Origin of the sequence: uncultured Microbulbifer sp. (genome assembly GCF_947504145.1) — a bacterium.
Classification (GTDB): Bacteria; Pseudomonadota; Gammaproteobacteria; order Pseudomonadales; family Cellvibrionaceae; genus Microbulbifer.
On record NZ_CANNGQ010000001.1, the window covers coordinates 503955 to 517668 of the forward strand.

General features: G+C 59.9%; 13 protein-coding genes. 11 read left to right on the top strand and 2 right to left on the bottom strand.

Features of this window, described 5'->3' with window-relative positions:
* Window positions 1-12: 12 nt before the first annotated feature.
* Entirely contained in the window at window positions 13-1680 is a 1668-nt protein-coding gene (nadB, locus tag Q1A74_RS02320; RefSeq protein WP_299592016.1) for an L-aspartate oxidase, read from the bottom strand.
* A gap of 156 nt (window positions 1681-1836) precedes the next feature.
* On the opposite strand from nadB, the gene rpoE reads away from it, so the two are divergent.
* The 5 genes from rpoE to ycjG all read left to right on the top strand — a co-directional run bounded on the left by rpoE (window position 1837) and on the right by ycjG (window position 6163).
* Window positions 1837-2451, top strand: coding sequence for an RNA polymerase sigma factor RpoE (rpoE, locus tag Q1A74_RS02325; RefSeq protein ID WP_299592017.1), 615 nt, complete (start codon window positions 1837-1839; stop codon window positions 2449-2451).
* Between the two features lie 253 nt (window positions 2452-2704).
* Complete coding sequence (locus Q1A74_RS02330) at window positions 2705-3394, top strand: sigma-E factor negative regulatory protein (protein ID WP_299592019.1); 690 nt, start codon at window positions 2705-2707, stop codon at window positions 3392-3394.
* Window positions 3395-3476: 82 nt separating this feature from the next.
* Window positions 3477-4586: a MucB/RseB C-terminal domain-containing protein gene (locus Q1A74_RS02335; RefSeq protein ID WP_299592020.1), complete on the top strand. Its 1110-nt coding sequence runs from the start codon at window positions 3477-3479 to the stop codon at window positions 4584-4586.
* Window positions 4586-5068 (top strand): SoxR reducing system RseC family protein, encoded by a 483-nt coding sequence (locus tag Q1A74_RS02340; protein ID WP_299592022.1) that lies wholly within the window; start codon window positions 4586-4588, stop codon window positions 5066-5068. The genes Q1A74_RS02335 and Q1A74_RS02340 overlap by 1 nt, the downstream gene beginning before the upstream one ends.
* 147 nt (window positions 5069-5215) lie before the next feature.
* Window positions 5216-6163 carry an L-Ala-D/L-Glu epimerase gene (gene ycjG / locus Q1A74_RS02345; protein WP_299592024.1) on the top strand — a complete coding sequence of 316 codons (948 nt, stop codon included), beginning with the start codon at window positions 5216-5218 and terminating at the stop codon, window positions 6161-6163.
* Between the two features lie 64 nt (window positions 6164-6227).
* Here ycjG and mpaA read toward each other — a convergent pair whose 3' ends face one another.
* Window positions 6228-6965, bottom strand: coding sequence for a murein tripeptide amidase MpaA (gene mpaA, locus Q1A74_RS02350; RefSeq protein WP_299592025.1), 738 nt, complete (start codon window positions 6963-6965; stop codon window positions 6228-6230).
* Window positions 6966-7209: 244 nt separating this feature from the next.
* Between mpaA and Q1A74_RS02355 the strand changes: the two genes are divergently transcribed.
* The 6 genes from Q1A74_RS02355 to era all read left to right on the top strand — a co-directional run bounded on the left by Q1A74_RS02355 (window position 7210) and on the right by era (window position 13701).
* A complete protein-coding gene (locus tag Q1A74_RS02355; RefSeq protein WP_299592027.1) occupies window positions 7210-8610 on the top strand; it encodes a DegQ family serine endoprotease in 1401 nt (466 codons plus the stop codon).
* Window positions 8611-8802: 192 nt separating this feature from the next.
* Window positions 8803-10608 (top strand): translation elongation factor 4, encoded by a 1806-nt coding sequence (lepA, locus tag Q1A74_RS02360; RefSeq protein WP_299592029.1) that lies wholly within the window; start codon window positions 8803-8805, stop codon window positions 10606-10608.
* 89 nt (window positions 10609-10697) lie between these two features.
* Complete coding sequence (gene lepB / locus Q1A74_RS02365) at window positions 10698-11474, top strand: signal peptidase I (RefSeq protein WP_299592031.1); 777 nt, start codon at window positions 10698-10700, stop codon at window positions 11472-11474.
* A gap of 94 nt (window positions 11475-11568) precedes the next feature.
* Complete coding sequence (locus tag Q1A74_RS02370; protein WP_299592033.1) at window positions 11569-12015, top strand: DUF4845 domain-containing protein; 447 nt, start codon at window positions 11569-11571, stop codon at window positions 12013-12015.
* Between the two features lie 3 nt (window positions 12016-12018).
* Complete coding sequence (gene rnc / locus Q1A74_RS02375) at window positions 12019-12699, top strand: ribonuclease III (RefSeq protein WP_299592035.1); 681 nt, start codon at window positions 12019-12021, stop codon at window positions 12697-12699.
* A gap of 90 nt (window positions 12700-12789) precedes the next feature.
* Window positions 12790-13701 carry a GTPase Era gene (era, locus tag Q1A74_RS02380; protein WP_299592037.1) on the top strand — a complete coding sequence of 304 codons (912 nt, stop codon included), beginning with the start codon at window positions 12790-12792 and terminating at the stop codon, window positions 13699-13701.
* The last annotated feature ends 13 nt before the right edge of the window (window positions 13702-13714 follow it).

Genomic DNA, 13714 nt, shown 5'->3' on the forward strand with positions numbered 1-13714 from the left:
ACAAGTGGGCTGTTAGCGGGTGTCTGACAGGTCGATGAACTGGCGCTGATTGGCGAAGTTTTCCGGCACCAGAATGGTGTCCATGGCCAGCTCCCGCAGCCCCGGGTAGTCGAGGGAGTAGTGCAACCCGCGGCTTTCGCGGCGATCCAGCGCCGAGCGAATGATCAGTTCAGATACCACCGCTAGGTTGCGCAGTTCGATCAGGTCACTGGTAATCTTGTAATTGGCGTAGAACTCGCGGATTTCCTGTTGCAGCAGTTTTACCCGGTGTTCGGCCCGCAGCAGACGCTTGCGGGTGCGCACAATCCCGACAAAGTCCCACATAAAACGCCGTAATTCATCCCAGTTGTGCGAGATGACAACGTCTTCGTCGGAGTCCGTCACCCGTGAGGCATCCCAGGCCAGGGCGGGCTTCGGTGATGTCACACCGTTGAGGGTTTCCTCGATATGCAGGGCGGCGGAGCGCGCGTATACCACGCATTCGAGTAGAGAGTTACTGGCCAGGCGGTTTGCCCCGTGCAATCCGGTAAAGGTGGTTTCGCCGATGGCGTAGAGCTGATCCAGATCGGTGCGACCGTGCTGGTCCACCATCACACCACCGCAGGTGTAATGCGCCGCGGGCACCACCGGGATCGGTTCTTTGGTGATGTCGATGCCGTATTCGAGGCACTTGCGGTAAACGGTCGGGAAGTGCTCGCGCACGAAGTCCGGATCTTTGTGCGATATATCCAGGTAGAGGCAGTCAGCACCCAGGCGCTTCATCTCGTGGTCGATGGCGCGAGCGACGATATCCCGCGGTGCCAGCTCTCCGCGCTTGTCAAAGCGCTGCATAAAACGCTGGCCATTGGGCAGCTTGAGTTGCGCACCTTCGCCCCGCAGCGCCTCGGTAATCAGCATGGATTTGGCTTTGGGGTGATACAGGCAGGTGGGGTGGAACTGGTTGAATTCCATATTCGCCACCCGGCAGCCGGCGCGCCAAGCCATGGCGATACCGTCGCCGCTGGCGCCGTCCGGGTTGCTGGTATACAGGTAGGCCTTGGCGGCACCGCCGGTAGCGAGAATGACGGCGCGGCCCTGGAAGACTTCCACTTCTTCGGTCTGTTTGTTGTACACGTAGCTGCCGGCACAGCGGAAACGCCCGGTATCCGCATCCGGCTGGCGGATCAGGTCGAGGGCAATATGGTGCTCGAAGCAGTCGATATTCGGGCTGTTACGCACCTGTTCGATCAGGGTGCTGTGCACCGCGCGCCCGGTGGCATCGGCGCTGTGGATGATGCGGCGATGGCTGTGCCCGCCCTCTTTGGTGAGGTGGTAATCGCCGTCGCTCTCGCGGGTAAAGTCCACGCCCTGGTTGATCAGCCAGTGCACGGCATCGCGGCTGTTTTCCACGGTAAAGCGCACGGCATCCGGGTGGCAGAGTCCGGCTCCTGCATCTAATGTATCGGCTATATGCGCGTCGACCGAGTCGGTCTCGTCCAGAACGCCGGCAATACCGCCCTGGGCAAACCAGGTCGAACCGTCGCGCAGGCGCTGCTTGGAGAGCAGTGCCACCCGGTGGCGTGTCGCCAGGTGCAGGGCCAGGGTGAGGCCTGCGGCGCCACTGCCGATTACCAGGACGTCATAGTGATTCTTACTGCTGGTCTCGCCGGTACTCAAGGGTTCCTTCGCCTCTCTGCTCATAGAGTTTTATTCATGTTGAGGGGCGCGTAGTATACGCCATCTACAAAAATTACCGATTTGTCAGGAACTTATGACCAAATTTCGGTGTCTTCGACACAACAGAATAATCCTGGGTTCGCGGTCAATCTGGACCGGAATTGCGGTTGGGAGTAGGGGATGACAGGGCAACAGGCGTCACCGAGTGATCGCCAGCTGGTAGAGCGGGTTCAGAAAGGGGACAAGCGCGCCTTTGACCTGCTGGTGTTGAAATACCAGCACAAGATCATGGCGGTGGTCAGCCGTTACATCAATGACCACGCAGAAGTACACGATGTGGTGCAGGAGGCCTTTATCAAGGCCTATCGGGCCTTGGGCAATTTCCGCGGTGAGAGTGCCTTTTACACCTGGATGTACCGCATCGCCATCAATACCGCGAAGAATCATCTGGTCTCCCGCAGCCGGCGCCCGCCATCGTCCGATGTGGACCTGGAAGACGCCGAGTACTATTCCGGCGCCGATCTTCTGCGCGACAACGAAACCCCCGAAAACCAGTTGTTCCGCGATCAGCTGGAAGCCACGGTGCACCGCGCCATCCGCGATCTGCCGGAAGACCTGCGTTCCGCGGTTACCCTGCGCGAAATGGAAGGTCTCAGTTATGAGGAAATCGCCGAGGTGATGGGGTGTCCGGTAGGTACGGTGCGTTCGCGCATCTTCCGCGCCCGGGAGGCGATTGATCGCGCGGTTCAGGCGGCGATGGCCGGGGAGCCGGAGCCGGTGGATGGCCGCGGCTGAGCGCCGTTGCCTCGAGAGGAGATCGTCTAAGATTTAGTCAGTTTTGTTTTGTTGCGAGCCTGGCTGGTAGCTTGTTGATCTAAAACGGTGGTGTGACCGGGACGACAGCTAATTATTTCGACGAATTCACACAAATTTTGCCCGCTGGGTAAAACTTTTCCGGCAGAGGCCGGTCTCAGAAAACAACACAACAGGATGCTTTGGCGGAATACCGCTGTATCCCCTGAATTGCACTGAAAGAGGGTTGCCCCGTATGTCCCACGGGAATCATCAACAGCGTTTGAATGAATCGCTATCTGCTCTGATGGATGGCGAGGCTTCCGAGCTGGAGGTTCAGCGTCTGCTGAAGGAGAGCGATGTCTCCGGCAGCGACCTCCAGGAGCGCTGGTCACGCTATCAGCTTGCCGGCAATGTGCTGCGGGGCGAGAAGGTTGCGCCGGTAGATCTCGGTCTGGCAGCCAGTATTTCTGCGGCAATTGCCGATGAGCCGTCTCTGGCTGAGCCTGCGCAGCCGTCCGCTGCCAATGATTCTAGTGATGCCGGCCGCAGCCGCTGGTGGCGCCCGCTGTCCCGCGGTGCCGTGGCGGCAACGGTGGCCTTTGCCGCGGTGCTGGGTGTGCAGCAGATGCAGTCGCCCCAGCCCGGCGTCGATACACTGGCTGAAGTAGAGCGCCCGGCGCAGCAGCCGGTACAATCGGCGCCTCAGCCGAGCGGCTTCCTGGTGCCTACCCTGAATACCCGCGCGGTTAGTACTGCGCCCCAGTTTGTACCCGAACAGCGTGTGGGAAGCCCCTCGCCGCAGGTGCAGATGGTGCCCTCCCCGGAGCTGATGCGTCACCTCAACCGGGTTATGATTGAGCACTCCGAGCAGGCGGCCCGAGTGGGTAGTCAGGGTATGGTGCCCTTTGCCCGCGCCACTTACGGCGAGCGCCCTCCGGAATGACATGGCGGTGGCCGGAGCGCGCATCGCCTGCGGTCACCGATGAATTCCCCCCGCTGATGTTAGCCACTAATAAAGAATGATCATGGCGAAAGTTTTCCGTTTTACCGCCCCTAAAGCCAACAGCTCGCTGTTGGCTTTTTTGCTGTTGGCAGCTTCCCTGTCGCCACTGGCGAGCGCACAAAGTGCTGGACAGCCGCCGGCGAATAGTCCGCCTGCGCAACCGGTACCCGGCACTCCTGCACCCAATGTGTCTTCTGCAGAGGCCAACGCTGGCGAGGTATCGGGTGATGAGCCCAGTGCCGGCGACCCAGAGCGCCCGTCATCTGGCCTGGTATTACCCGCCACCGATGCGGAAACTCAGGCGCTGCTGGCGAAAATGGCAGATGCCGTTGCAAACCTCGAGTATCGCGGGCTTGTGACCTTTGAGCATGTGGGTGTAATGGAAACCCTGGAGGTGGTGCACGGGGTGCGCAATGGCGAGCAAGTGGAGCGTATTCGCTACCTCACCGGGTCGCCGAGAGAGCTGGTAAGCCGCGGCCAGGATGCGGCGTGCCGTCGCGACGGTAGTCCGCTGTCGCGCGCGGGACTTTGGAGCAGCTCAGGGCTGCAGAATGTGCAGAATATCTATCATTTCCTGATTCGTGGTGAAGAGCGTATCGCCGACCGCGAGGCAGTGGTGCTGGAGGCGCGACCGCGAGATCCCCATCGCTTTGGTGTGGTGATCAGTGTGGACAGGGAGACCGGCCTGCCACTGAAATCCATGCTGGTGGCGCCTGCCGGGCGTGTGCTGGAGCGATTCCAGTTTGTAGAGCTGGACCTGGCGCCGATCAAAGACAGCGATCTGCAACCGCAATCCAGTGAGTCCCGGGAGAGCGACAGGTCCAGCCACTGCGGCAGCCTGGTCAGCCGCTGGCGCCTGGGATGGGCTCCCACCGGTTTCAAGGCTGTCGCCACACGCGAACTGGCCGATGGTGAAATGCTGGTATTCAGTGATGGCCTGAGCGCTTTCACGGTATTTGTACAGAAGCTGGGTCCGGATATGAACTACACCGGACGCGCGGTGCGCGGTGCCACTGTGGCCTATATGGATCACCTGGATGTAAAAGGGGAGCGCTATACCATTACCGTGGTGGGTGAGATCCCGGACAATACCGCCCAGTTGGTGGCCAAATCAGTGGATGCTCGAAACTGATGATCGAAGAGCGCGGCAGGGTGGTGGCCCTCGAGCAGAGTGGAATCTGGGTGGAAACCGTGCAGCGCAGCGGTTGCCACAGCTGTGCCGCCAAATCTGGTTGTGGCACCGGGCTGCTGGGTGACTTCTGGAGCAAAGCGTCTCAAGTTCGTGTTTCGATTTCTCCTGAAACCCTCCTGCGGATCCGGTTGCACGACACGGTGGTGATTGGTGTTGCGGAAAATACACTCGCTGCCAGCGCCCTGATGGTTTATCTGGTACCGCTCCTGTTATTGGTGCTGGGTGCACTGGCGGGTGATGCTGTTGTAGTGGGCAGTGAGCTCGGCGCCATCTCAGGTGCCGCGATGGGCCTGGGACTGGGTGCATTCGCTATTCGCCTTTTCAGTCATTTCAATCGCAACAACCCCGCTATGGCGCCGCAGTTCTTGCGCGTGGAGCAGGGTAAGCCCTGTACCATTCCCGCCGTCCAGCTGCCTGGGTGACCCGCTTTTCTTTCCACTTCCACCCCACTTCCTGACAGATTTTTTGGCTTCCCGAGCTATTCCTCGCAAATAACTTTCTACACTGAGTGCTGATCCGCGCGGTGGCACAGCCGATGTCGCCGGACGATTCGAATAAGGAGAGCACGGATGTTTGAGGGGCGTTGTTTTGCCGAAAGCTGGCCCTTACGTACCGCCTTTGTCATTTCCCGCGGCGCTCGCACCGAGGCGCGGGTCGTTGTGGTGGAAGTGTCTGCGGACGGTGTCACCGGCGTGGGCGAATGCACGCCCTATCCCCGTTACGGGGAGAGTATTGAGTCGGTACTGGCCGAGATTTCGTCAGTGTTGCCGGCGCTGGGCCAGGGGATGAGCCGGGAGAAACTGCAAGAAGTCATGCCGGCTGGCGCGGCGCGCAATGCGGTGGACTGTGCGCTGGAAGATTGGGCGCGCAAAAAAAACGGGCGCGAAATGGGCGCCCCTGAATCACTTCCCACCGTGCAGACACTGGTCATCGATGAGCCGGAAGCCATGGGGCAGGCGGCCCGTGCGGCGGCGGATTCCGGGGTGTCGGTCCTCAAGCTCAAACTCGATCGCGAGCGAATACTGGAGCGTGTATCGGCGGTGCGCGCGGCGGCGCCGGAGTGCCAGCTGGTGATAGATGCCAATGAATCCTGGGTGGCAAGCGGGTTGCCGGCACTGTGTGAATCCCTGGCCGGACAGGGGGTCGCGATGCTCGAGCAACCGCTGCCCGCGGGGGAGGATGCGTTTCTGGATAAATTCTCCCACCCGTTGCCGATCTGTGCCGATGAAAGCTGCCATACCCGCGCCGATCTGCCCAGATTGAAACCCCTCTACGACATGGTGAATATCAAGCTGGATAAAACCGGCGGTATTTCCGAGGCGCTGGCGCTGGCGGATGCGGCCAGGGCGCAGGGGTTTGAAGTAATGCTCGGCTGCATGCTGTGTACCTCGCGCGCCATCCGTGCGGCCTGGCCCTTAGGCAAGTGCGCCCGGTTTGTGGATCTCGACGGCCCCACCTGGCTGGCAAAAGATATTGCGCCGCTGAGATTCTCGGAAGGTCGCGTTTACTGGACGTGAGTATTTGTGGCGCGTCAGCGATGAGTGTCAGGGGCAGATATCTGGTGTAAGTGTCAGGCCGGCGTCAGGGGATATAGCGCAGAAGCTGGGTGGTTACCTCCAGATACTCTTCACTGGCGATATCCGCGGCAATGGGTGGGTATTCCAGAGTGATGCAGGGGTACTGCTGTTCGGCGCACCAGGTGCCGAATGAGCCCGGCGTCTGATAGCCCAAGTCGGTGACCAGTGGCAGTTCCATACGTTCCGCCAGCCAGTGCCCGAGCGGGCTCTGGATCGGGTCTTCTACGCAGGCCAGTGGTTCGTGGATGGAGACCATCCAGGCGGGTTCCAGCTCTTTTACCAGGCGGCACAGCGCCTGGGTTTCCGGTTCGGAGCCGGCGCGGTCGCCGCTGGACAGGTAGACATCGCGTTCGTCGGCGGCACTGTTCCAGCGATAGACGGTGCCGCCGGCCTTCCAGTTGATGGTGGCGAAGTTGCGGTTCAGGTCTACTCCTCGGGCATTGGAGCGAATGCCGAGCTGGCAGCCGTCCGGATTCACCGCCAGAATCACATGGTGGCGGAGCAGTCCGGCCTCCAGTGAGCGCAGGGCGCAGGAGAGGGTGACCACGGCGGCCACCTCATCGCCGTGGGTGCCCGCCATGACGATCCCGGTATGTTCGTCGCATATATCCGCGGGGAAGTAGAGCAGGGGGGCGCCCAGAACCGACTGCCCGTACTGCAGTCGCTGGGTGCGAAATAGCCCGCGTTCAGTGCGAGGGCGCAGCGTCGGTGTGGAATCTGTCTGCTGGTGGCTTGGTTTCATATTGTGTTATGGAGCCCTTAACACTGTTTTACACTGAGTTATGAGAACTTTTCCGCGAAACGTCCAACTAACAGTGTGGAACTGGCCGACCGGCGCCCTCCGTTGGTGAGGCCGGCAACGAGGCCGGTATTGGTGCCTGTAGTGGGCTTCACTGGGTGGTGAACACTGAGTGACAGCCATGCAGTCCAGCTTTCCGAACACACTTTTTGAATAGTAGTAAAAGCGCTTATCAGGGGTAACAAATATGGTTGCACGCTTTTCGCAGTTTCTGCTCGTACTTTGTATTCTGGCTTCCGCCAACGTCAGCGCCCGTGCCCTGCCGGAGCTGACTGATCTCATTTCGCAGAACTCACCCGCTGTGGTGAAAATCAACACCGTGGAACGCAGCCGCGTCGCACGCAACGGGGCGCCACCTCAGTACCAACAGGAGATCCCGGATATCTTCCGGCATCTGCTGGAGCCCCGTCAGCGCCAGCAACGGCCAGTGGCCAGTATGGGCTCCGGGTTCATCATTTCCAAAGATGGCTACGTGGTCACCAATAACCACGTGGTGGACGGTGCCGACGAGGTCCTGGTTACCCTCACGGATCGTCGCGAATACGAGGCCAAGGTGGTAGGCACGGATCCGCGCTCGGATCTCGCGCTGCTGAAAGTGGATGCGGACGATCTTCCCTCCGTGCGCTGGGGCGATTCGGAGAAGATGCGCGTTGGCGAGTGGGTGGTGGCCATCGGTTCCCCCTTCGGGCTGGATTATTCGGCCAGTGCGGGGATTGTCAGTGCCATGGGGCGCAGTATTCCCAATGAGAGCCGTGAAAACTACGTGCCGTTCATCCAGACCGATGTGGCCATCAACCCGGGTAACTCCGGTGGCCCGCTGTTCAATCTGAGCGGCGAAGTAGTCGGCATCAACTCACAGATCTATACCCGCAGCGGTGGGTCCATCGGCCTTTCTTTCGCGATTCCGGCGAGCCTGGCTCAGGACGTGGTGGCGCAACTGAAAGAGAAGGGGCGTGTGGACCGCGGCTGGCTAGGGGTCGGTATCCAGGATGTGGACCGGAAGATGGCTAAGGCCATGGGCCTGGCGAAGCCGTCCGGTGCGCTGGTTGGTCAGCTGGAAGCCGGGTCTCCGGCAGACAAGGCCGGGATCAAGATTGGTGACATCATTACCCATTTTGACGATCAGAAAATCGATATGTCCGGTGACCTGCCGCACGTGGTGGGCCAGATCCGCCCGGGCGCCGAAGTGCCGGTAACCCTGATGCGTGAAGGCAACCAGAAAAAGCTGAAGGTTCGTGTAGGCGCTCTGCCCGGCGATGACGATAACCAGCAGGCTGCCAGTGCACCGGCGAGCTCCGATGTCGGCGGCCGTCTGGGCCTGGTGGTGGATGAAATCCCCGATGGTGTGAAGCAGCGTCTGGGGGTGGAAAGCGGTGTGTTAGTCAAACAGGTCGTGCCGGGTAAGGCCGGTGCCAATGCCGGCCTGCGCGGTGGCGATATCATCGCCCAGCTGGGCTTTGACCAGGTGGAGTCCCTTGGCGACTACGAGAAAATCGTCAAGAAGCTGCCCAAGGGCGAGCTGCTGCCGATCCGCTTCTTCCGCGGTGGCCAGCCCACCTTCCGCACAATCCAGATCGAAGAGGATTGACCTGAGTGAGTAGGCGGGCTCCCACGGTTGTACTACTGCTGTGGGGAGCCCGGTTCAGGGCCCGGAACCCTTGATCTGTCAGGGCTCCGCGGAGATTGGATGCACTTTTCCTGCAACCTGTTAGACTTGCGCCCACAGCGCGGCCCGGTCCGCCTATTAACTCACTGATTTTAAAAAGGTTTTACCCTCGCAGTGGCCACTGATCTCTCCCATATCCGCAACTTTTCCATCATCGCCCATATCGACCACGGAAAATCCACCCTCGCCGACCGATTCATTCAGGTCTGCGGTGGCCTGACCGAACGTGAAATGGCGGCGCAGGTGCTCGACAGCATGGATATCGAGCGGGAGCGGGGCATTACCATCAAAGCCCAGAGCGTGACTCTGGACTACACCGCCCGCGACGGTAAAACCTACCAGCTGAACTTTATTGATACCCCCGGACACGTGGACTTCTCCTACGAAGTGTCCCGCTCGCTGGCGGCCTGTGAAGGTGCGCTGCTGGTGGTGGACGCGGCCCAGGGGGTGGAAGCCCAGTCAGTAGCCAATTGCTACACCGCTATCGAGCAGGGCCTGGAAGTCATTCCGGTACTGAACAAGATGGACCTGCCCCAGGCCGAGCCGGAGCAGGTGGCGGAAGAGATCGAAGACATCATCGGTATTGATGCCACCGACGCGACCCGCTGTAGTGCCAAATCTGGCCTGGGTGTGGAAGAGGTACTGGAAGATCTGGTGCGCCTGGTGCCGCCCCCGCAAGGGGATGTAAATGCGCCGCTGCAGGCACTGATCATCGATTCCTGGTTCGACAGTTACCTGGGCGTGGTGTCGCTGGTGCGCGTCATGCAGGGCACCCTCAGCACCAAAGACAAGATTGTGACCAAATCCCTGGGCCGTACGCAGGTGGTCGACAGCGTTGGTGTGTTTACGCCAAAGCGCAAAGAGACCGGTGTTCTCCGGGCCGGCGAAGTGGGCTTTGTGGTCGCAGGTATCAAGGACATTCACGGCGCACCAGTGGGGGATACCCTGACCCACGCCAAGGGCGCCGAGGACGTACAGATGCTGCCCGGCTTCCAGAAAGTGAAGCCTCAGGTCTACGCGGGTCTGTTCCCGGTCAGCTCCGACGACTACGAAGCCTTCCGCGATGCCCTCGACAAGTTGTCCCTGAACGATGCCTCCCTGTTTTACGAGCCGGAAACCTCTGACGCACTCGGCTTCGGTTTCCGCTGCGGCTTCCTGGGGATGCTGCACATGGAGATCATCCAGGAGCGCCTGGAGCGCGAGTACGACCTGGACCTGATTACTACCGCGCCGACTGTGGTGTATGAAGTGCAACTGACCAACGGTGATCTGGTCAATATGGACAACCCCTCGCGCATGCCCGACCTGGGTATGATCGAGGAGATGCGCGAACCGATTGTGGAGGCCAGTATTCTGGTTCCGCAGGATTACCTGGGCAACGTGATCACCCTGTGTGTGGAGAAGCGCGGTATCCAGAAGGATATGCAGTATGTGGGTGGCCAGGTTTCCCTGCGCTACGAGCTGCCCATGAGTGAAGTGGTGATGGATTTCTTCGACCGTTTGAAGTCCGTGAGCCGTGGTTTTGCGTCACTGGATTACAGCTTTGTGCGTTTTGACGCGGCAAAACTGGTGCGCCTTGATATTCTGATCAACGGTGAACGGGTGGATGCTCTGGCGGTCATTCTGCACCGGGACAACGCCCAGCAGCGCGGCCGCGCCCTCGCCGACAAGATGAAAGAGCTGATTCCGCGCCAGATGTTCGATGTGGCGATCCAGGCGGCCATTGGTGGCCAGGTGATCGCCCGTACTACCGTTAAGGCACTGCGCAAGAACGTAACTGCCAAGTGTTACGGTGGCGACGTCAGCCGTAAGAAAAAGCTGCTTGAGAAGCAGAAAGCCGGTAAACGCCGTATGAAGCAGCTGGGCAGGGTTGAGGTGCCTCAGGATGCCTTCCTGGCGGTGCTGAAAGTAGACAGCTGATATCTGGCCTGAATAGACTTGGTGCCCCGGTGGTTTGACCGGGGCGATGGAAGACGATCGATAAGAACCCGTCAGAAAGAGACGTTTGAATGGATATCAATTTTCCCCTTATTTTGCTGTTGCTGGTGGTGGTGACAGGGGTTATCTGGCTGATGGACCTTTTGTTTCTGGCCCGCGGGCGCAAAGCCCGCTCCGCCAAGGGGCAGCAGGAGCAGGAACCGGTGGTGGTGGAGTACGCCAAGTCCTTCTTCCCGGTTCTGGCAATCGTATTCGTGTTGCGTTCCTTCCTGGTAGAACCCTTCCAGATTCCGTCGGCTTCCATGGATCCCACCCTGCAGGTAGGGGATTTCATTCTGGTCAACAAATACGCCTATGGGCTGCGCCTACCGGTGTCCCGTACCAAGGTGCTGAATATCGGTGAGCCCAAGCGCGGCGACGTGATGGTGTTTTTCCCGCCGCACGCCAATGAAACCTACTACATCAAGCGCGTCATCGGCCTGCCGGGAGACCAGATTCGGGTGGTCAATAACCAGCTGTTCATCAACGGCAAGCCGGCACCCCAGGAGCTGATCCAGGCGCTGCCTCCGGGCAACCCGCAGAAAGAGTTCCTGTGGGAAGAGATTGATGGCGAGCGCCACCTGATGGCCAAGCAGGTCAATCCGAGCGTTTACGGCAATATTCGCACTCTGGTGGTCCCCGAAGGGCACTACTTCATGATGGGCGATAACCGGGACAACAGCCTGGACAGCCGCAAATGGGGCTTCGTACCGGAGAAAGACATCGTCGGCAAAGCCTTTGCAATCTGGATGCATTGGGACAAACTATTGAGCCTGCCCAGCTTCGACCGGGTAGGCGGCATCGATTAGGAATCGGTGCCCGTCGCGGCAGTGGCTGTTTCACCGCTACCGTGAACAGGGAAACCAGGGACCGGCGTTAATAACGATAAAACGGTACTACACAATGGCTTTACAACAACGTACGCCGCTGGCCGCCCAGCGGGGCATGAGTTACTGGGGCTGGCTGTTTGTGATTGCAGTGTTCGGTTTCGGCCTGACAATTGTGTCCAAAATGGGCCCGGCTTATATCGATGCGCATTTTGTGGAAGAGGGTCTGGTGACCCTGTCCAAGCAGAACGGCATTCGTGAAATGAGCAATTCTGAGATCAAGCGCGAGCTGGATCGGTTCTTTACCATCAACAATGTGCGCGGCGAGCCGGCGCAGTCGGTAAAGATTATCCGCGGTGCCGACAGCACCCTGGTGAGCATTAATTACGAGCTGCGTCAGCCCCTGTTTCACAATGTGGACGTGGTGATGCAGTTTGACAAACAACTGAATACTGCCAAACCCGAGCTTTGCTGTGAGCCGTTGGTGGATCTTGAGCAGTTTCGCAAGCGAGACGATTACTGACCGGTGACAGACCTCCATCTGCAACGACTGGGCAACCGCCTGGGGTATCAATTTGCCCGGGCGGACCTGCTCTCCCTGGCACTGACCCACCGCTCCCACGGCAGCCGCAACAACGAGCGGCTGGAATTCCTCGGCGATTCCATCCTCGGGTTTACCATCAGTGCTGCGCTGTTTGAAAAATTCCCCGATGGCCGCGAAGGCCAGATGAGCCGTCTGCGTGCGCAACTGGTGAGTGGGGAAACTCTGGCCAAACTGGCGCGCGAGCTGGAGTTGGGGGAGTGCCTGCGCCTCGGCGAAGGCGAAATGAAAAGTGGTGGCCATCGCCGCGCGTCCATCCTTGCGGACGCGGTGGAGGCCATTATCGGTGCCATCTACCTGGATGCTGGCCTCGAAGCGGCGCGGGAGCGCGTGTTGGCCTGGTTTGCCTCGCGTCTGCAAAACCTGTCTCTGGAAACCGACAAAGACCCCAAAACCCGCCTGCAGGAATGGCTGCAGGCGCGTCAGAAGCCATTGCCGGACTACCGGGTTGTGGATATCGGCGGCGAAGAGCACTCCCAGCAGTTTGTGGTGGAGTGCCGTGTGGCGGGGCTGAATGCACCGGTGCGCGGTACCGCCGGTAACCGCCGGGCCGCCGAAAAGGCCGCCGCCACTGAAGCCTACGCTCGACTGACCGGGCAGGGCTGACTCTATAATCTGCATCAGTATCAAATGCCCATTTTTGACGCAGGCCCTGAAGTGGCCTGTGCGAAGGCCGAAACGGCCCGGAGATTTCCCTTGAGCGATTCAGACACCTCGCCCACCCGCTGCGGATACGTGGCTATCGTCGGCCGCCCCAATGTGGGCAAGTCCACCCTGTTGAACCATATGCTGGGGCAGAAGATCTGCATCACCTCGCGCAAGCCCCAGACCACCCGCCACAATATGCTCGGTATCAAAACCGAAGGTGCCAACCAGATTGTATTTGTGGATACTCCGGGGCTGCACGCGGGGGAAGAGAAGGCCATCAACCGCTATATGAACCGGGCGGCCATCAGCTCCACCCGCGATGTGGATGTGGTGGTGTTCGTGGTGGAGCGCGCGCGCTGGACCGAGGGTGACGAGCTGGTGGCGCAGAAACTGCGTGGCCTCAAGTGCCCGCTGATCATTGCCATCAATAAGGTGGATCAGCTGGAAGACAAAAACGAACTGCTGCCGCAACTGCAGGCCCTCTCTGAGCGCTTCCCGGAAGCGGAAGTTGTGCCGCTGTCCGCATTGCGGGGTGCCAACCTGCAGGCGCTGGAAGACGTGATTGTCGAGCGCCTGCCGGAAGGGGTGCACTTCTTCGAGGAAGACCAGATCACCGACCGCAGCTCCCGTTTCCTGGCCGCAGAGATTATTCGCGAGAAGGTTATGCGTCAGCTGGGTGCTGAAATTCCTTACTCGGTGACGGTGGAAGTGGAGGAGTTTTCCCAGGAGGAAAAAATTCTGCATATCAGCGCCGCCATTCTGGTAGAGCGCAATGGACAGAAGCGCATCCTGATTGGTACCAAGGGCGAGCGTATCAAGCAGATTGGTCAGCAGGCGCGCCTGGATATGGAGCGCCTGTTCGACACCAAGGTGATGCTCAACCTGTGGGTGAAGGTGAAGTCCGGCTGGTCTGACGACGAGCGCGCTCTGCGCAGTCTCGGATACGTCGACAAGCGCTGACCCGCCGCGGAGA